This window comes from Streptomyces tateyamensis (assembly GCF_003205575.1).
Taxonomy (GTDB): Bacteria; Actinomycetota; Actinomycetes; order Streptomycetales; family Streptomycetaceae; genus Kitasatospora; species Kitasatospora tateyamensis.
On record NZ_PYBW01000005.1, the window covers coordinates 87,692 to 105,916 of the forward strand.

At 71.1% G+C, this 18,225-nt stretch carries 16 protein-coding genes and 1 pseudogene; 9 read left to right on the plus strand and 8 right to left on the minus strand.

The annotated features are described in order from the left end of the window. Positions 1-76 precede the first annotated feature (76 nt). Positions 77-1,972 (plus strand): molecular chaperone HtpG, encoded by a 1,896-nt coding sequence (gene htpG / locus C7C46_RS01095; RefSeq protein WP_110664623.1) that lies wholly within the window; start codon positions 77-79, stop codon positions 1,970-1,972. A 52-nt stretch (positions 1,973-2,024) separates the two neighbouring features. Here the strand turns inward: htpG and C7C46_RS01100 are convergent, their stop codons facing one another. Continuing rightward, positions 2,025-2,354 (minus strand): hypothetical protein, encoded by a 330-nt coding sequence (locus tag C7C46_RS01100; RefSeq protein ID WP_245983980.1) that lies wholly within the window; start codon positions 2,352-2,354, stop codon positions 2,025-2,027. A gap of 399 nt (positions 2,355-2,753) precedes the next feature. Here C7C46_RS01100 and C7C46_RS01105 point away from each other — a divergent pair, with 399 nt between their 5' ends. Beyond that, positions 2,754-3,707 carry a LacI family DNA-binding transcriptional regulator gene (locus C7C46_RS01105; protein ID WP_181442131.1) on the plus strand — a complete coding sequence of 318 codons (954 nt, stop codon included), beginning with the start codon at positions 2,754-2,756 and terminating at the stop codon, positions 3,705-3,707. Between the two features lie 90 nt (positions 3,708-3,797). Here C7C46_RS01105 and C7C46_RS01110 read toward each other — a convergent pair whose 3' ends face one another. Beyond that, positions 3,798-5,177, minus strand: a complete 1,380-nt coding sequence (locus C7C46_RS01110) for a ricin-type beta-trefoil lectin domain protein (protein WP_110664625.1) — start codon at positions 5,175-5,177, stop codon at positions 3,798-3,800. Positions 5,178-5,410: 233 nt separating this feature from the next. On the opposite strand from C7C46_RS01110, the gene C7C46_RS01115 reads away from it, so the two are divergent. Beyond that, positions 5,411-7,711: a glycoside hydrolase family 3 N-terminal domain-containing protein gene (locus C7C46_RS01115; protein ID WP_181442125.1), complete on the plus strand. Its 2,301-nt coding sequence runs from the start codon at positions 5,411-5,413 to the stop codon at positions 7,709-7,711. Positions 7,712-7,782: 71 nt separating this feature from the next. Here C7C46_RS01115 and C7C46_RS01120 read toward each other — a convergent pair whose 3' ends face one another. Next, a complete protein-coding gene (locus C7C46_RS01120; protein WP_110664627.1) occupies positions 7,783-8,529 on the minus strand; it encodes a dienelactone hydrolase family protein in 747 nt (248 codons plus the stop codon). Between the two features lie 295 nt (positions 8,530-8,824). On the opposite strand from C7C46_RS01120, the gene C7C46_RS01125 reads away from it, so the two are divergent. Together C7C46_RS01125 and C7C46_RS01130 are read left to right on the plus strand one after the other, a co-directional pair. Further along, complete coding sequence (locus C7C46_RS01125; RefSeq protein ID WP_146258950.1) at positions 8,825-9,109, plus strand: hypothetical protein; 285 nt, start codon at positions 8,825-8,827, stop codon at positions 9,107-9,109. Positions 9,110-9,824: 715 nt separating this feature from the next. Beyond that, positions 9,825-10,181, plus strand: a complete 357-nt coding sequence (locus tag C7C46_RS01130; protein WP_110664629.1) for a hypothetical protein — start codon at positions 9,825-9,827, stop codon at positions 10,179-10,181. A gap of 23 nt (positions 10,182-10,204) precedes the next feature. Here the strand turns inward: C7C46_RS01130 and C7C46_RS37650 are convergent. Further along, positions 10,205-10,510, minus strand: a pseudogene (locus C7C46_RS37650) (SCO2400 family protein); the annotation flags it as partial. A gap of 347 nt (positions 10,511-10,857) precedes the next feature. Next, on the minus strand, positions 10,858-11,349 hold the full coding sequence (locus C7C46_RS01135; RefSeq protein WP_146258951.1) for a hypothetical protein: 492 nt from the start codon (positions 11,347-11,349) through the stop codon (positions 10,858-10,860). A gap of 578 nt (positions 11,350-11,927) precedes the next feature. Here C7C46_RS01135 and C7C46_RS01140 point away from each other — a divergent pair. The 3 genes from C7C46_RS01140 (at position 11,928) to C7C46_RS01150 (ending at position 14,355) form a co-directional block, all read left to right on the plus strand. Continuing rightward, on the plus strand, positions 11,928-12,230 hold the full coding sequence (locus C7C46_RS01140; RefSeq protein WP_110664631.1) for a DUF4193 domain-containing protein: 303 nt from the start codon (positions 11,928-11,930) through the stop codon (positions 12,228-12,230). Positions 12,231-12,480: 250 nt separating this feature from the next. Further along, positions 12,481-13,098, plus strand: a complete 618-nt coding sequence (locus tag C7C46_RS01145) for a 3'-5' exonuclease (RefSeq protein WP_110664632.1) — start codon at positions 12,481-12,483, stop codon at positions 13,096-13,098. Between the two features lie 111 nt (positions 13,099-13,209). Next, positions 13,210-14,355, plus strand: a complete 1,146-nt coding sequence (locus C7C46_RS01150) for a hypothetical protein (protein ID WP_110664633.1) — start codon at positions 13,210-13,212, stop codon at positions 14,353-14,355. A gap of 25 nt (positions 14,356-14,380) precedes the next feature. Here the strand turns inward: C7C46_RS01150 and C7C46_RS34670 are convergent, their stop codons facing one another. Beyond that, complete coding sequence (locus C7C46_RS34670) at positions 14,381-14,548, minus strand: hypothetical protein (protein WP_181442126.1); 168 nt, start codon at positions 14,546-14,548, stop codon at positions 14,381-14,383. A gap of 258 nt (positions 14,549-14,806) precedes the next feature. Here C7C46_RS34670 and mscL point away from each other — a divergent pair, with 258 nt between their 5' ends. Further along, the gene (mscL, locus tag C7C46_RS01155) at positions 14,807-15,205 is read left to right on the plus strand and encodes a large conductance mechanosensitive channel protein MscL (RefSeq protein ID WP_220040533.1); all 399 of its coding nucleotides are present in this window, start codon (positions 14,807-14,809) and stop codon (positions 15,203-15,205) included. Between the two features lie 225 nt (positions 15,206-15,430). On the opposite strand, the gene C7C46_RS01160 is transcribed toward mscL, so the two are convergent. Together C7C46_RS01160 and C7C46_RS01165 are read right to left on the minus strand one after the other, a co-directional pair. Next, the gene (locus tag C7C46_RS01160; protein WP_110664634.1) at positions 15,431-17,488 is read right to left on the minus strand and encodes a phosphocholine-specific phospholipase C; all 2,058 of its coding nucleotides are present in this window, start codon (positions 17,486-17,488) and stop codon (positions 15,431-15,433) included. A 167-nt stretch (positions 17,489-17,655) separates the two neighbouring features. After that, the gene (locus C7C46_RS01165; protein WP_110664635.1) at positions 17,656-18,219 is read right to left on the minus strand and encodes a maltokinase N-terminal cap-like domain-containing protein; all 564 of its coding nucleotides are present in this window, start codon (positions 18,217-18,219) and stop codon (positions 17,656-17,658) included. Positions 18,220-18,225: the final 6 nt, after the last annotated feature.

Below are 18,225 nucleotides of genomic sequence, written 5' to 3' on the forward strand. Positions count from 1 at the left end.
ACGTCACCTCCGCTCCCCGGCCGGTGATCTAGATTATCCGGGTACACCACCCGCCCCCGAGGAGGAGCCGCCCGCCATGTCCGCCGAGACCCTTGAGTTCCAGGTCGAAGCCCGCCAGCTGCTGCAGTTGGTGATCCACTCGATCTACTCGAACAAGGACGTGTTCCTGCGCGAGTTGGTCTCCAACGCCTCGGACGCGCTCGACAAGCTCCGCCTGGCGGCGCTGCGCGACGACGCGCTCGGGGTGGACACCTCCGACCTGCACATCGAGCTGGCCGCCGATCCCGAGGCGCGCACCCTCACCGTGCGCGACAACGGCATCGGCATGTCGCACGACGAGGTGATCCAGCTCATCGGCACGATCGCCAACTCCGGTACCGCCAAGTTCGTCCAGGAGCTCAAGGAGGCCAAGGACGCCAAGGACTCCTCGGCCGCCGAGAACCTGATCGGCCAGTTCGGCGTCGGGTTCTACTCCAGCTTCATGGTCGCCGACGAGGTGGAGCTGGTGACCCGCAAGGCCGGCGAGGAGCACGGCACCCGGTGGACCTCCAGCGGCGCCGGCACCTACTCGCTGGAGCGGGTGGAGGAGGCGCCGCAGGGCACTTCGGTCACCCTGAAGCTGCGCCCGGCCGACAGCGACGACCAGTTGCACGACTACACGGCCGCCTGGAAGATCCGCGAGATCGTCAAGAAGTACTCGGACTTCATCACCTGGCCGATCCGCCTCCAGCAGGAGACGCCGGAGGCCTCCGCCGAGCCGGTCAACTCGATGAAGGCGCTGTGGGCCCGCTCCCGCGACGAGGTCAGCGACGAGGAGTACCACGAGCTCTACAAGCACATCAGCCACGACTGGCTCGACCCGCTGGAGGTCGTCCGGCTCCAGGCCGAGGGCACCTTCGAGTACCAGGCGCTGCTGTTCATCCCCTCGCACGCCCCGCACGACCTGTACACCCAGGGCTACCAGCGCGGTGTCCAGCTGTACGTCAAGCGGGTGTTCGTGATGGACGACTGCGAGGCGCTGATGCCGCCCTACCTGCGGTTCGTCAAGGGCGTGGTGGACGCGGCCGACCTCTCACTCAACGTCTCCCGGGAGATCCTGCAGCAGGACCGGCAGATCCAGCTGATGCGCCGCCGGCTGGCCAAGAAGATCCTGGCCACCGTCAAGGACCTGCGCGCCGGGGACCCGGAGAAGTACGCCACGCTCTGGCGCGAGTTCGGCCGGGTGATCAAGGAGGGCCTGCTCAGCGACTTCGACAACCGGGACGCGATCCTGACCGCCGCCTCCTTCGCCTCCACCCACGACGCCGAGCAGCCGACCAGCCTCGCGCAGTACGTCGAGCGGATGAAGGAGGGCCAGCAGCACATCTACTACCTGACCGGCGAGTCGCGGCAGTCGGTGGAGCACTCCCCGCACCTGGAGGCCTTCCGGGCCAAGGGCGTCGAGGTGCTGCTGCTCACCGACCCGGTGGACGAGCTCTGGGTCGAGGCGGTGCCGGAGTTCGACGGCAAGCAGCTGCGCTCGGTGGCCAAGGGCGAGCTAGAGCTGGACGGCGAGACGGACCAGGAGCAGCAGGAGGACCGCGAGCAGCGCAAGCAGGAGTTCGCCGCACTGCTGGGCTGGATGACCGAGCAGCTCGGCGCGGAGGTCAAGGAGGTGCGGCTGTCCGCCCGGCTGACCGTCTCGCCCGCCTGCGTGGTCACCGACACCAACGACGCCAGCCCCGCGCTGGAGGCGATGTACCGGGCGATGGGCCAGGAACTGCCGCACGCCAAGCGGATCCTGGAGCTCAACCCGGAGCACCCGCTGGTGGCCGGCCTGAACCGGGCGCACAGCGACCGGCCGGACGACGCGGCGGTCACCGAGACCGCCGAACTCCTCTACGGGATGGCCCTGCTGGCCGAGGGCGGCCAGCCGGCCGAGCCGGGCCGGTTCCTCACCCTGATGGCCAACCGCCTCACGCACAACCTCTAGCAGCTCGCCCGGCCGGCGGCTCCCTGCGGAGCCGCCGGCCGGCGCACCCCCGTCACGAGGTCTCCGAGGCCCCCTGCTCCTCGTCGAGCGCCGCCACGGCCAGCGCGAGCATCCGGGCCCGGTACGGGTTGGCCGGGCTCAGCCCCCGGGCCACCGCCACCGCCTCCTCCAGCAGGGCCACCCTGGCCTGCGGCAGTTCGGCCACCCGGGGGGACCGGCCGGCCTCCACCAGCACCTTGACCAGCTTGGAGCCGTACACCTCGGGGTTGACCCCGGTCAGCACCCGGTAGGCCGACAGCCCGCGCGGCCCGCGGACCACCCGCCGGTTCGCGCCCAGCAGCAGCACCTTCGCCCGCATCACGGCATCCTGATCCACCGTCATCCCCCTTCGTTCACCCTGCCCCGCTCCCTGCCGCCGCACGACGGCCGGGAGTGGATGTGCGGTCGAGTCTGCGGGTCGGCCAGGAGCCCGGGCAACGTGCGCTTGGTCCTACTCACAGCACCGCTGAGCTGGCATGATGGACTCGACACCCTCCCCGCGGGCGGTCCGGTGGGCCAGGGCGGCGGAGCGCGTCCGACCTCTTGACGCGAGCGCGGCAACGGCGGCAAGCTGATGATCGTGGTGGACCGGCGCGGGTGGCGGCGGCCGCACGAAGTTCCGTGCATCCAGCATCGATTCAGGACGCCGCCCATGCCTGCTCTCGTCAACCATGCCAACTCTCCGTTTCCACCTGCCGGTTCACCCATCGCGCAAAGCGCTTCGCCCGCCACGCTGGCCGAGGTGGCCCGCCGCGCCGGAGTCTCCACCGCGACCGCCTCGCGGGTGCTGAACCGCTCCGCCCCGGTCTCCCCCGAGCTGGCGGCCCAGGTCGAACACGCGGCCCGTGAACTCAGCTACGTCCGCCGCCGGGCGGCCAGCGCCCGCGACACCGGCGTGGTCGCGGTGGTGGTCTTCGCCGACCCGCTGCAGTACCACGTGGACGCCTTCCACGCCCGGCTGCTGGCCGGGCTGCGCCGGGCACTGCCCGGCAGCGAGCGGGAGTTGGCGGTCTTCACGGTGCCCCGGCACTCCCGCCGGCCGCCGCTGGTGCGGTTCCTGTGCGGCGGGCACGTGGACGGGGCGGTGCTGGTCGGCCCGTGGGGCGACTCAGGTCTGACCCGGCTGCTGCGCGCGGCCCGAGTCCCGGTGGTGGCGCTGGGCCGCCCCGCCGAGCCCGGCACGGTCCGCTACGTGGACGCCGACAACCTGGCCGGCGCCCGGGAGGCGGTACGCCGCCTGTGCCTGGCCGGGCGCCGCTCGGTGGTCACCATCGCCGGCCCGCCCGACACCGCGGCCGGCGCGGACCGGCTGGCCGGCTACCACCAGGCGATCACCGAGAGCGGGGCGCAGCCGCGGGCGGCGGTCGCCTACGGGGACTTCAGCGGCGCCTCCGGCGAGCACGCGATGCTCCACCTGCTGGACCAGCGGCCGACGCTGGACGCCGTGTTCGTGGCCTCCGACCAGATGGCGCTCGGCGCGCTGCGGGCGCTGCGGCGGCGCGGGCTGCGGGTGCCGCAGGACGTGGCGGTGATCGGCTTCGACGACGCGCCGGCCGCCGCCAAGGCGCGCCCGGCGCTCACCACGGTCCGTCAGCCGGTCGAGGAACTGGGCATCCAGGCGATGGAGTTCCTCCAGCACGGCGGGTCCGACTCGCTGGTGCTGCCTACCCGGTTGATCGTGCGCGACTCGGGTTGAGGCACCGCCGCGCCGCTGGTCGAGCCTCCGCAGTCGTGCGGGGGACGCCCTCGTTCCGGGCGTCCCCCGCAGCGCGGTTCTGGCTGTCCGTCAGCTGGGCAGCTTCCAGACCTGGTTGGCGCCGCCGGTGCAGTCCCAGATCTCCACCTGGGTGCCCGGCGTGGTGGACCAGCCGGTGTCGTCCAGGCACTTGTTGGACTGCGGGTTGTACAGCGAGCCGTTGGCCTGCGGGATCCACACCTGGGCAGCGGTGTTGTTGCAGGTGTAGAGGTCCACCATGGTGCCGTTGGCGGTGCCGCCGCCGTTGATGTCCAGGCACTTGCCGAGCACGTGCAGCGTGGTGCCGGCCTGCACGAAGGTCCACTGCTGGGCCGGGGTGCCGTTGCAGGTGTACACCTGGACCGGGTTGAGGTCGGCGGTGCTGGCGCTGCGGTCGTCCAGGCACAGGCCGTTGTAGCCGACCACCGCGCCGCCGGAGCCGGTGCCGCCCCCGCCGCCGCCGCCGCCCGTGGTGGTGTACGCCGCGACGTAGCCCACCGCCATGGTGCCGCCCGAACTGGTGGCCCCCGTCGGCGTGGTGCAGCCGCAGACGCCGTTGGGGAAGCCGCCGCCCATCGCCAGGTCGAAGATGATCATCAGGTTGTGGTCGAAGGCCTGCTGCCAGGTCGCCGCGCCCACCTGGCTCTCGTTGACCGAGAAGTATGCCGCCCCGTCCAGGTACCAGGTGATGGTCTCGGCCGAGGTGTTGGTGCGGTCCAGGATCATCGAGTAGGTGTGGAACCCGCTCTGGCAGCCGTTGCAGGCCTGCAAGCCGCTGCCGATCCCGTTGCCCTCGTTGCAGACGCCACCCGGGTAGGTGCCGCAGTGGATGGTCCCGGCCACCTGGGAACGGGCGTTGACGTCCTCCATGATGTCGATCTCGCCGTTCTCCGGCCACTGGCCCTGCCCGAGCATCCAGAACGCGGGCCAGTAGCCGAGGCCGCCGGTGGGCTGCTGGATCGAGGCGGTCACCTGCAGCTTGCCGCCGGCCGGAGCACCGACCGCGGCGTTCGGGGTCCGGATCCGGCCCGAGGTCCAACTGCCCCCGTTGTTCAGGGCGGTGATGTCCAGGTGGCCGCTGCCGTCCAGGTGGACGTTGGCGGTGGAGTTGGTCATGGTCTCGATCTCACCGGTGCCGAAGTTGGATCCGGGACCGGTGTCGTACGTCCAGCGGCTGCCGTTGGGGGCGCTGCCGGCCGCGCCGGAGAAATCGTCGCTGAACACCGTGGTCCAACCGGCCGGTGCGCCGGGCACCGTGACGGCCGCGGCGCGGCCGTGGCCGGTGACCAGGAGCAGGGCGGCCAGCAGGGCGACCACGCAGGAGGCGGCGCGCGAGCGGCGCAGCGCGGTGGGGGTGGAAGCGCGGGCGGCAGCGGCTGTGGGTGTGGGCGTCGGATTGGGGCTGGCCGTGGGGGTGGCCCAAGCAGACATGAAGCGGCTCCTCAGTCTAGGTACTGAGTCCAACTCAACTGACCCGCATTCAACTCCTGTACAAATCATCACGTCAATAAGCCGGAGAGCGCGATCTTGGTTCAAGTTGTTGACGATCAGACCGGAGCCGAGTTAACTCCTCACCCAGTTCTTGTGGTCATGCTCACGCTGCACGCCGACTCCGAACGGACGGTTCCATGCGCCTCGTCCCACCCACGCGCCTCGTCCCACCCGTGCACCGCATCCGCCGCCGACTCGCCACCTTCGGCTCACTGGCCCTGCTCTGCACCGCCCTCACCGGCGTCACCGCCGCGCCGGTCCCGGCCGCCGACTCCCAAGCCAGTGCCGGCGCCCGCTACCTGGACCCGCGCGCGCCGATCCCCGAGCGGGTCGCCGACCTGGTGCACCGCATGACGCTGCCCGAGAAGATCGGCCAGATGGACCAGTTGGCGCTGGTCACCGTCCAGGGCACCTGCAACTGGAGCGGCGGCGCGCTCAACGACGCCTGCCTGCACGACGTGCTGGTCGACCACGCGGCCGGTTCGATCCTGTCCGGCGGCGGCATGCCACCCCAGGTCAACTCCCCCAAGGACTGGGCCGATCTGACCAACCAGGTGCAGAACTACGCGATCACCAACTCGCGCCTGCACATCCCGATCCTCTACGGCATCGACGCCGTCCACGGCCACAACAACGTGCTCGGCGCCACCATGTTCCCCCAGCAGATCGGCATGGGCGCCACCTGGGACCCGGCACTGGAGGGCGAGGTCGAGCAGTCCACCCAGCGGGCGGTGGCCGCCACCGGCATCAACTGGGTCTTCGGCCCGGTCGCCGAGGTCGCCCGCGACCAGCGCTGGGGCCGCTACTACGAGGCCTTCTCCGAGGACCCCGTGCTGACCGGCACGCTGGCCGCCGGCGCCGTCACCGCGCTGCAGGACGGCACCAGCGGCACCAGGCTCGCCGCCTCCGTCAAGCACTTCGCCGGCTACTCGCAGCCGCTCAACGGCCACGACCGGGTGCCGGCCGACTACTCCGCCCGCTACCTGCAGGACACCGTCCTGCCCGCCTACCGCCAGGCCGTACAGGCCGGCGCGCTGAGCGTGATGGCCGACTCGGGCGCCGTCAACGGCATCCCGGTCACCTCCTCGCACTACCTGCTGACCGACGTGCTGCGCGGCCAGTACCACTTCGACGGCGTGGTGGTCAGCGACTGGAGCGACGTCCGCAACCTGCAGACCTCGTACCACATCGCCGCCGACTACCCCTCGGCGATCGCCGAGGCGGTCAACGCCGGTGTCGACATGGCGATGGAGCCCACCAACGCCGCCGACTTCTCCACCTCGGCGCTGACCGCGGTGCAGCGCGGCCTGATCTCCCAGCAGCGGATCGACCAGGCGGTCTCCCGGATCCTCACCATGAAGTTCCGCCTTGGCCTGTTCGAGCACCCCTACGTGGACGCCTCCCGGGCCGACGCGATCGTCGACAACGCCGACCTGCCGCTGGCCCGCAAGGCAGCCGCCGAGTCCGCGGTGCTGCTGCGCAACCAGAACAAGGTGCTGCCGCTCGGCTCCACCACCCACAAGCTGGTCGTCACCGGGCCCAACGCCGACAACATGGCGAACCAGCTGGGCGGTTGGAGCATCGGCTGGCAGGGCGTGCCGGCCGGCACCTCGGTCCCCGGCACCACCGTGCTGGCCGGCCTGCGGGCCGGCGCCCCCGCCGGGACCAGCATCGACTACCAGTCGGACCCGGCCGCCGCCGCCAACGACCTGCGCACCGCCGACGCGGCCGTGGTGGTGGTCGGCAACACCCCCGGCGCCGAGGGCCCCAACGACCAGCCCAACCCCTCGCTCGCCCCCGACCAGCAGGCCGAGGTGGCCGCCCTGCAGGCCACCGGCAAGCCGGTGATCGTGGTGGTGATCGCCGACCGTCCGCTGGTGCTCGGCAGCGCCGCGAACACGGCTGGTCTGCTGATGGCCTGGCTGCCCGGCACCGAGGGCGGCAACGCGGTGGCCGACCTGCTCTACGGCAAGGCCGACCCGAGCGGCCGGCTGCCCGTCTCCTGGCCCAAGGCGATCGGCAACGAGCCGGAGTTCTACACCCAGCTGCCGGGCACCAACGGCGGCACCGACTCCGGCTACAGCCCGCTGTTCGCCTTCGGCGCGGGCCTGTCCTACACCGACTACTCGATCGGCACGCCCGCCCTGGACCGCGACACCGTCAAGCCGGACGCCACCATCAAGGTGAGCGTGCCGGTCACCAACACCGGCAGCACCGCGGGCGACCTGGTGGTCCCCGTCTACGCCGCCGAACCGGTCAGCCAGGTGCTCACCCCACCCAAGTGGCTGGTCGGCTTCACCCGCGTCCACCTCGCCGCGGGCGCCACGGGCACCGCGAGCGTTTCGGTCCCCGTCTCCCTGCTCGCCCACACCCAGGGCGACATCAACGGCGACGGGCACCCGAGCGTGACGCCCGGCTCCTACACGCTGCTGGCGGGAGACGCGACGACGGGAACCGCGTTCACGGTCAAGTAGCTGTCCTGCACAGGCCCGTGGGCCCCCGCCGTGCGGCGGGGGCCCACGGGCCTTCGGTCACTTACCGGCCGCTACTGTCCGGCCCTCAGATGCCGGTCGTAGAACCGGCTCCCGTCCTCCACCTCGAACCACGGGGTGCCGACGTGCCCGCCCAGGTTGGCGTGCAGCGTCTTCTCCCTGCTGCCGAAGTCGTCGAACAGGTCCAGGGCCCGCTGGCGCGGGTTCCCCTCGTCGTCCCACTGCAGCAGGAACAGCAGCGGCACGCTCACCTGCCGCGCCTCCGCGCGCTGCGCGAGCGGCACGTAACCCCCGGCAAACAGGCCGGCCGCCGCGATCCGGGGCTCGGTCACCAGCAGCCGGATCCCGAGCGCGGTCCACCCCGAGTACCCGACCGGCCCACCGATGCCCGGCAGCGCGAGCAAGGCGTCCAGCGTGGTCCGCCACTCCGGGGCCGCGTTCTCGACCAGCGGGGCGATGAACGACTCGAAGATCCCCTCGATCTCGTCCACCGGCGCACCGGCCTGCATCGCCCGCCGCAGCTCACCGCGTGCCTGCTCGTCAGCGGCCGACCTGGGCCGCCCACCGCACCCGGCGGCGTCAATGGTGGCCACCGCATACCCGCACGAGGCCGTGTACCGCGCCCGCGCCACCAACCGGGGCTCCCCCTTGGGCAACCCGTTGTTGTGCGCCATCAGCACCAGCGGAAGGGCGCCGTCCCCGGACTCGGGAGGCGTCCACAACGTCCCGGGGATCTCGCCAAGGATGAACTCGCGCTCGAGGCCTCCGCCGTCGAGGTACTGCTCAGAAGTGAAGTGCACAGTCGTGCCTTTCGGGAGAGCTCGGAAAACGGCGCTCCCGGACGACCTACTACCGCCCGACCGTGACCCCGCAGGAGAGCACCCATGTCATCTTGTCCACAGGTACCACCTCCTCGTTCGCTCACACGGCCACCGGAACGGTAGCAGCGCCCACCACCCGCCACCAAACGGCACCTCGGCGAGCGGGGCGCGTCCGAGCTGATGCTGATGGCCAAGTCCCGGCAGGGGGCGCGCACCCGTCGCGGCCGTCCCCGGGCGGGGACGGCCGCGTCCTTCGAGGGCGGCTCAACCGTGCGTGCACCACAACAGGATCCGGGTGCAGGTGGGCGAGGCGGTCGGACTGGCCGGGGTGGCGGACGGCTGCTCTGCCGAGGAGGTCGGCGCGGGGCTGCGTGAGTCACTGCGGCCAGGTGCGGGCGCGGTGCTCGACGGGTGGGCCGACGGGCTCGCCGCCACGGGGCGTCCGCCGGTGTGGCTGGCCGACACCGTCGGCGACGCCGCCGCCGGGTGCTTGGTCGGCGACGCGCTGGGTGACGCGCCGGCGGTCCCGGGGTCCGCGATGTCCGTCGGCGCTGCCTGACTGTCGGTGGGCGAGGCGGCCGGCGCGACCACTGCGTCCGAGCCGCCGGACTGCAGTGCCACCGCACTGACGCCGGCGACCGCCAGGCCGACGACGACCACGCCGAGCGCGGCCTGCCAGGCCTTCAGCCTGCTGCGCTCCGGCTGGGATGGGGTGAGGTCGGCCTCATCATCGGTGGACTGGTCGGCAGCCGCCACAAACGGGATCGACACGGTGGAAGCAGGGGTCTCCGACGCGGTCGGCTCCGACGCAGGGGCGTCCAGGACTGGCGCGTCCGCCCCAGGAGCATCCACGGCCGGAGCGTTCACGGCCGGAGCATCCGATGCGGGGGCACCCACAGCCGGAGCGTCTGACGCGGGAGCTGATGCTTCGAGGATCGGCTCCGCCGGGACGGACGCCTCGGGCTCCCGCGGTATCGGTGCCGGATGCGCCGCCTCGGGTGTGACGGCGCCTTCCACGGAGTCGGCGTCCGCCGAGCTCCGGCTCGGCGGGTCCGCAGCGGCGGGTGTGGCGGGTGGCGTGTCCATGTGGTCTTTCCATAGGTGACGCGCCATCGCATCCAGTTGGTGGTTGCCGATGGCACTCGGGATCAGTGTTTTCAGCGGCCCGCTGCTCAGGCCGCGATGAGGGTGACTCGACCGGTACTACTACCGAAGTCCGCGCCCCGCAGCCAGCTCGACTGCCAGGCGCTCAGTTGCACCAGAAGAGGAATTGGGTGCAGGTGGTCGAAGGCGACGGCCGCGGCGACGGCGTCGGTTTCGACGTGACCGGGGGCGACGCCGACGACGGCGAGGCGGACCCCGGGCGGGTACTGGTGGCGCCCGCGCCCGGCGTGCTCGCCGAGGGCTGGGCGACCGGGCTCGAAGCCCCGGCACTCGTGGAGGCGGATGCGGATGAGGATGCCGTGCCGGAGGCGGACGCGGAGGAACTCGGGCGAGCGCTGCCGGTCCGCTGTGCTCCCGCCGTCGGCAGTCCGACCACCGGCACGGAGCCGGGACTCGCGGTCGCACTGTCCGTCGCTGCGGGCAGCCCCACGTCAGGAGCGGAGGCGGGAGCCGTGGCGTCCGAGTGACCCGAGGACATCGCCACCGTGCCCAGGCCACCGCCGGCCACCAGACCGACCACCGACAGCACCAACACACTGCGCCGCCGGCCCGACCCACGCCGCTTGCCGCGCCGCGCGCCGACCGCTCGACCCGGCGGTACCGGTGCAGTCGCGAGCGGTTGCTCAAGCTGTTGCGGCTCCGCGGCCGGCTGCTCGATCGGCGGCGGGCCGGGCAGGTTGCCGTGGGACCCGTACAACGACTCGGTCGGCACTGCCGCGCGCGGGGCGGTGGCTCCGCAGCCGGGGCAGGACAGCGCACCGTTGAGATGGCGTCGACAGAACTCGCAGTAGTCCATGCGATCTTTCCGAAGGTGCCGCGCGATCCATTGACATCCCGCGGGTGGCGACAGTTACCGCCACGACCAGGAGCGTAAGCAGCGTCCGCGCTCCGGCAATAGGCGTGCCTCGTGATGCTTCTGGAAAGATCACGTGAACCTGCCAAAATCGCCGGCCTCCGAGGTCATCGCGCACCCCGTAGTTGCCCGCCTGGATCCGCCTGCCCGCGCCGACGAGGCCACTCGCCGGTGGGAGCCCGAGCGCGCGCGGCCGCGACTGTTCTCAGCCGCCGCCCAGTTCGTCACCCTCGGCGGAGCGTAGTCACGGGACGTGCTCAACGCTCGGTCCGAGGCCGGCGAGCCGTCTGCTACTCGGCGGTGCGCTTCTGCTTCCAGTCCCGTTCCGCGAGGCGTTTGATGCGCCAGCTCGGCAGCGGGTGACGGGCCTCCTCGGTGAGAAAGTGCGTCATGTCGATCAGCATGCGCCGAACGTCCGCAATGGAGACAACCAGCTCTTCCCACTGGTCGTAGTGGGCGTGCAGGCGAATCCCATCGTCGGAGACGCGCTCCAGCAGGCAGCTTTCCACTCCAAGTCGGAGCTCATCGCGAGCTTCGATCCTGAGCCACTGCAGGAGGACTGACGAGACCATCCAGTCCGGCTCGCACTGGGCAACGATCTCCTCTGCTGCCCAGCGCAGCGCCTGGGGCGTGCCCACAGGGGCGCTGATGACGGTGGTGCCGAAGGCGGAGGCAACACGGTGAGGCGACCCGTCCTCGCCCCTGTCAGATGCGGGGATCTCCTCCAGGCCGAAGACCCAGCGGTCCTTCGGGAACTCCCGGTGCGCGTTCGCCTCGTTCATCTGCACGAGGATGCCAGGCCACACCCTCGCCCGGCCCGCCCGGCCTGCCCCCCAGGCAGCCGATCCACAGACACGTGATCGTGTTACAAGCTCGAAGCGCGTAGTAATAGGTCCAACCGTTCCCGGCCTCGCGGATTCGGGAGGCGGCCGGTCCACCGAGTTGTCGATGCTCGCCCTTGATGGAACGTCACATCGGTGCGGTCGGCGCCGGGGTAGGCGGTTGTGAACCACTGCGATGTGGTCGATGGCATGGACGCGGCGTTGGTGATCCGGTCCATGCCGTCCTGGGTGGTTCCAGATCTGCGCGGGGACCTGGGAGCCCTGCGCGGAGAAGGCCGTGGAGATAGGAATGGGCGTGGACTCGTACGGCTGTGAGCTCTTGACCTCACAGACCTCGGCAGCCATCAGATGACAGCTGACAGAATCTGGATTCTGTCAGCTGTCATCCCCTTTTGCACGATGCCCGCCGGTCGACGCCCCGACCGGCGCGGCCATTGGGTGGTTTGCTCCCCGACAGGGCAAGCTGTGCAGGATTCTGATCCAGTACCATCAGTTGCCCCTGACGAGAGGTCACCATCTTGGCCACCGACTACGACGCCCCCCGCCACACCAACGAGGACGAGACCGAGAGCATCGAGGAGCTCAAGGGTCGCCGGGAGGAGCGCACCAGCGCGGCCGTGGACGCCGACAACGAGGCGGTGGAGGGCCTTGAGCTGCCCGGCGCGGACCTTTCCGGCGAGGAGCTGACGGTACGCGTGGTCCCGCTCCAGCAGGACGAGTTCACCTGCATGAACTGCTTCCTGGTGCACCACCGCACCCAGCTGGCCTACGTCGACAAGAAGGGCCAGCCCATCTGCGTCGACTGCGCCGGGCTCTCCTGACCTCGGGCGGGGCGGATCGCACGGCTTCCGCCCCGCCGTCAGCAGCCGTGGCCGTCCTCCGCATCGAGGCCCCCGGCACCGGGTGCCCCAGCTCCCCCACCTCCCCCACTGCTCCCGTGAGCCCCGTGCACCGCCGTCGTGGAGGCCCTACCGGCAACGGTCGACCGGGGCCGGTGCCACGAACCCGGCCCACCGGGCCCACCGGGATATTCACGTGCCGGAACAGGCCTCGCGTCCCTACCCTCGGCCCATGCCCCATCACTACGCCCTGCTGAACGTCATCGACGTGGAAGCCACCTGTTGGGACGGCCTGCCGCCGCCCGGCACCGTGCACGAGATCATCGAGATCGGCCTCACCGTCGTGGACCTGTCGGCGGCGCGCCGGGTGTCCCGGCACCGTCTCCTGGTCCGCCCGGTCCGCTCCACCGTGAGCGCCTTCTGCACCGAACTGACCGGCCTGACCCAGGCCGAGGTGGACCTGGGCGTCAGCTTCGCCGAGGCGTGCCGGATCCTCGTCGACGAGCACGGGGCCGGCGAGCGGCCGTGGGCGAGCTGGGGCGAGTACGACCGCCGGCAGTTCGCCCGGCAGAGCCAGGCCGACGGCGTGGGCTACCCGTTCGGCTACCCCGCCGAGCGCAGCCACACCAACGCCAAGGCCGTGTTCGCCGAGGCCTACGGGCTGCGCCGCAAGCCCGGCATGGCCCAGGCGCTCCAGCTCGCCGGACTTCCGCTGGAGGGGCGTCACCACCGCGGCGAGGACGACGCCTGGAACATCGCCGCCCTCGTCCTCGACCTCCGGAGCCGCGGCGATTGGCCGCCGTCAGGCGGCCCGTCAGCGGCTAACCAGCAAACTCCACAACAAAACTGACGCTCCATCTGTTTATCCGCTGTGTATCGCGGTACGGCAGGGTCAGCCTCTCCGGACGGCTCCAGGTCGCCCGGCTGGATGGGGCGGCGCGCCGAGCGGAGGAGTACCACGGTGATCGGGTTCGAGGTCGAGATCAGCCTTCCAGTCACGGACGGGCAGCGGCAGGTACTGGCGGGGGACGTCCTGCTGGCCAAGAGCAAGACGGTGCACGGCTACGGGCAGGGCGACATACCGATCTACACCCTGGTGTCCGACAAGCGGCAGCTGCCGAGCAAGGCGGTCTACTCCAACCTCGAGTTCGTCACCATGCCCTGGTACGCGGTCGGTGACGCGCGGCCCAACGGACCCCTCTTCCTGCAGAACACGCTGGCCCAGATCCGGCGGGTCCGGGATGCGCTGTACCTGGCGGGCGAGGCGCCGCTCGCCACGGCGGCGAGCGACCTGCTCACCTACTCCCCGGTCGGCCGGGCCGCACTGCTCGCTCCGCAGAACGGCTACCTGGAGGAGGCCGGCACCCTGGGCTGCGGCGACGGGCTGTTCACCCACTACTCGGTCGGCTCGCCTCTGGGCGGCCTGCCGGGCTTCCTGGACCAGCTCCGCCAGGCGCCTCCGCCCGCGAACGCGACGTACCTGGCGGACGCCCGCCACCGGCTGGTGCAGGCGAGGACCTTCGCGGCGGAGGTGCTCGGCGGGTTCGTCCAGCCAGGGGCGACCGCCACCCAGGCCCGCGAGCGCCGGGAGCTGGACGGCTACCTGCAGCTGGCGTTCACCCAGATCGTGGCGTTCGCCGACTACGTGGCCCGCAAGCAGGACGCCGGGCAGATCAAGAACGGCACGGTGGTGCTCTGCCGCTCCGCGCTCTCCGACGTGTTCGCGCTGCTGGCCCCGAGCGCGCAGGCCTACCTGCGGCAGGACGTGCAGCGGCTGATCTCGGTGCTGGCCGGGTACCAGGAGCAGTCGCGCACCGGGCAGCGGCTGCAGTTCCAGGACCGCTCCTTCCGCGAGGTGGCGGCCGGCGCGCCGGTCGGGTTGGAGGAGTACGCGCTGGCCACGTTCGGCGGGCGGCAGCGGATCGCCCAGGAGCGGGTGTTCGGCGGCATGCGGGAGGTGGATCCGCACCCGGAGCAGGGGGCGAGCATGGTGCCGTTCGAGATCCGCGTACTGGGCGCCCGGCTGAAGTCCTGGGCGGACGTCTCCAGCAACCTCACCGACCTGTGCACCTGGGCCCAGACCGCCTACGAGGCCGGCCGGCCCTGACGGTCCGGCGCGCGCGAGCGCCCCCTCACCGCCCCTTGAGGAACCTGAGGTAGCACGCCCCGAAGACCAGCACGATCCCGACGTTCACCAGCAGGCGCTCCCAGACGTGGTGCCGGAAGAACAGCACGTCCACGCCGACCACGACGGCGATCATGGCGAGCACGTAGAGCACGACGACCGCTTGTCTTCCCATACCCCCGTTCTACTACCTGCCGCCCGCCGAAGCAGCCCCCTCAGCGCCCCCAACCCCCGGCTCCCGGCGCCTCGCAGCGCTGGTTCCGGGGCGGGCCGGTGATCAAGGTCCCTCGGAGCCTATGCACCCGTCAGCTCGGCCGCCGGGAAGCGTTGCCTGTTCAGTTGACTGTCCGTCACCTGTTCGGCTCGCCCGGCGGGCCCGACGGCCGCGGGGGCGCCAGGCTGATGGGGAGCCACGACCCCCGAGGAGACACTCGTGTTGCAGGGATTCAAGAAGTTCATCTTGCGCGGCAACGTACTGGACCTGGCCGTCGCCTTCGTCATGGGCGCCGCGTTCACCGCCGTGATCACCAGCCTGGTGGAGGACCTGCTCACGCCGCTGGTGGCCGCCATCTTCGGCAAGCAGGACTTCTCGGCGCTGACCTTCACGATCAACCACAGCATCTTCCGCTACGGGGCCTTCATCAACGCCCTGATCTCCTTCGTGCTGATCGCCGCCGCGCTCTACTTCTTCGTGGTCGCCCCGATCAACGCCTACAACGACCACAAGCGCCGCAGGGCCGGCCTCCCGGCGGCCGACGAGCCGCTGACCGAGGTCGAACTGCTCACCCAGATGCGCGACCTGATGGCGGCCGACCGCGGCGGCCAGCTCTGACACCGGCGCGCCAGCGCGACCGCCGGGCTTGCGATCGGGGCTCGGCCGTCGGCCGCTTTACCGCCTCGATCCTCGGCGCTCGCCTGTGGCCTGCACCATCAGGTGCAGACCACGGGCCACCGCCTGCCGACAGGGCCTCACGCCCCTGCCGCCCCCGCGTTCGCATCACTCTCACGACGGCCGCGCGAAGAAAAACCCGGCATGACGAACCAATCCGACCGACCGTCAGCCGCTGACACTCGCAGCGCCGGTCTCCAGGTGCCCGGTCGCCCGGCGGCTCCACGAGGAATCGCTGTCGACCGTCACGGTGAAGTCGTACCAGCCGTTGCTGATCGACACCTGGTTGAAGTAGTCGGAGACCGAGGCCCCGGGCGCGACCCGGTAGGTCCAGCTGCCGCTGCGGTAGTAGTTCGACTTCACGGTGAACGTGACCGCGCTCGCACCGGAGTTGGTCATGGTGAACCAGACCGCGCCCTTGCCGGTGTCGGGGGCCGGCGCGTAGGAGGTGGTGGCCTCCACCGTCTTGCCGGCGCCGTTGGCGTTGCCGGTGAAGCGGCGCAGGAAGCGGTTGGGGCCCGTGCAGGTCAGGTCGTACTGGCCTTCGCCGAAGCCGGCGCCCACGTTGAAGAAGTCGCTGGTGCTGCCGTCGGTCCCGTTGCTGGACGGGGCGACGGTGTACTGCCACGGGCCGCCGCTGCGGTAGGCGTTGGCGTAGATCGAGTAGTGCGCCCAGGCGGTGGCCTGCGGGCCCTGGTTGGCCATGTCGATCCAGAGCAGCACCTTGCCGGCCGCGTCGTACTCGATCCGGTCCACCCAGGCGTTGGGCTGGTAGGGCAGCGCGCGGGCCGGCTTGGTGCCCGCCTCCTGGGTGGGCATCGAGTTGGTGCCCGGGCTCGGGTTGATCTGCAGGTTGGCGGTGGCCTGGCTGATCGTGGCACTGGTGTCGGGCAGCGCCGGGAGGCCGTAGACCGGGTGGGCGAAGTCGAAGGCACCGGTCAGGTCGCCGCAGACCTGCCGGCGCCAGGCGCTGATGTTCCCGCAGACCGCCGGGGTGCCGAGCGCGGCGGTCCAGGTCTCCAGGAACTGGATCACGCTGGTGTGGTCGTAGACCCGGGAGTCGACCCAGCCGCCGCGGGTCCACGGGGAGGCGATGATCATCGGCACCCGGAAGCCCAGGCCGATGTTGGTGTTGTTGTAGAACTCCCCGGCGGTGCCGGCCGGCGCGACCGGCGGCGGCACGTGGTCGAAGAAGCCGTCGTTCTCGTCGTAGTTGAGGAACAGCACGGTGGAGTTGAAGGTGTCCGGGTTGGCGGCCAGCGCCTGCAGCACCAGGTTGACGAAGTGCGCGCCGTTCTCCGGCGGGCCGTCCGGGTGCTCGGAGAAGAGCTGGTTGGACACCACCCAGGAGACCTGCGGCAGCGTGCCGTTGACCGAGTCGGCGCGGATCGCGGCGGCGATGTCGTCCGGGGTCGAGCCGGTGGAGGGCACCGAGCCCATGCCGCGCTGGGCCAGCGGGCTGCCGCTCGCGGCGCCGGTGAACTGGTTGAAGTAGGCCAGCGCGTTGTCGCCGTAGTTGTCGGAGGCGTTCTGGTAGACCTTCCAGCTCACGCCCGCGTTCTGCAGCGCCTCGGCGTAGGTCTGCCAGTGCAGGCCCTTCTCGTCGCCGCCGTCGTAGGCCGGGCCGCCCGCGGTGCCGGCCGGGTCGATCGTGCCGGACCACAGGTAGGTGCGGTTGGGGCCGGTGGCCGACAGGATCGAGCAGTGGTACGCGTCGCAGATCGTGTAGGCGTCGGCCAGCGCGTAGTGGAACGGGATGTCCGACCGGTTCATGAAGCCCATGGTCCGGTCCGAGCCCTTGGCCGAGATCCAGGAGTCCATCTTGCCGTTGTTCCAGGCGCCGTGCTGGGTGCCCCAGGAGTGGTCCAGCGACCCGTCGCACTGCGCCAGCTGCTCCTTGCTGACGCCCCACCACCAGGTGCTGGTGGCGCTCAGCTGCCAGGGGTACTGCCGGCCGCTGCCGTTGGGCTGGTTGAAGACGCTGTTGCCGCCGGAGATCTGGATGGCGGCACGGTCGCCGAAGCCCCGCACACCCTTCAGGGTGCCGAAGTAGTGGTCGAAGCTGCGGTTCTCCTGCATCAGCACCACGACGTGCTTGACGTCGCGGATGGTACCGGTGGTCGCCGCGTTCGCGCGGGCGGCGGTGCCGGGCAGTACGTCCAGGCCGACGGCTGCGCCGAGCGCGGCGGCGGAACCGAGGAAGGTACGACGAGTGACGGGGGTCACAGATGCCTCCGGAAAGAAAGCTGTACAACTCCAGCGCCGGAGACTCTGCGACACATAGATGTCAACTGTCCAGTAACAATGTGGCGTCAAGATGAAGGCAAGACAACCGTTGCCCGGCCCGCAGGTCAGCGGGGGTGACGGTGCCCCGCACCCCCGCTGACCAGCCGTCAGCTCACGTCCTCGCTGGTCAGCGCGGCGAACACGGCCCGGACCTCGGTGCCGTCCGATGCCTGCCAGACCCCCGTGACCACGGCCGTCGCACCGGCGGGGGCGGACTCGCCGAGCACCCGCTGGACGTGCAGCACTCCGCCCTCGCCGACCGGTCCGACCTGGACCGTCCGGTCCACGGCGTCGCTGTCGTCCTGCGCCTGGGCCACCGCGCGGCCGGCCAGCAGCGCGCGCAGCTGCTCGACCAGAACCGGGTCCCGCACGCCGTCGTACACCCAGCGGGTGCCCAGCACACCGTGCTCGGTGGTCCCGATCAGCGCGGCCTCGGCCTCGGGGCCCGGCAGCGGGGCGCCGCGGTAGGTCAGCGGCACCAGGTACGCCACCGACCCCGCGGTCACCACCAAGAACTCCATCCCCACCTCCCCCGCCGGGTCGTCCAGCCGGAACCCGCCGGCCCGGACCGGCGCCGCGCCGGACCCGGCGTACCAGTCCTGCTGCGGCAGCCAGGCGGCGAGCAGCTCCAGCTTGGTCGGCGTCAACGTGGTGTGGTGGATGACGGCCATGACACT

Coding starts and splice junctions, on each gene's coding strand:
- htpG (WP_110664623.1), top strand. CDS start 77: ATGTCCGCCGAGACCCTTGAGTTCCAGGTCGAAGCCCGCCAGCTGCTG.
- C7C46_RS01100 (WP_245983980.1), bottom strand. CDS start 2,354: ATGACGGTGGATCAGGATGCCGTGATGCGGGCGAAGGTGCTGCTGCTG.
- C7C46_RS01110 (WP_110664625.1), bottom strand. CDS start 5,177: ATGTCTGCTTGGGCCACCCCCACGGCCAGCCCCAATCCGACGCCCACA.
- C7C46_RS01135 (WP_146258951.1), bottom strand. CDS start 11,349: ATGAACGAGGCGAACGCGCACCGGGAGTTCCCGAAGGACCGCTGGGTC.
- C7C46_RS01145 (WP_110664632.1), top strand. CDS start 12,481: ATGCCCCATCACTACGCCCTGCTGAACGTCATCGACGTGGAAGCCACC.
- C7C46_RS34670 (WP_181442126.1), bottom strand. CDS start 14,548: ATGGGAAGACAAGCGGTCGTCGTGCTCTACGTGCTCGCCATGATCGCC.
- C7C46_RS01165 (WP_110664635.1), bottom strand. CDS start 18,219: ATGGCCGTCATCCACCACACCACGTTGACGCCGACCAAGCTGGAGCTG.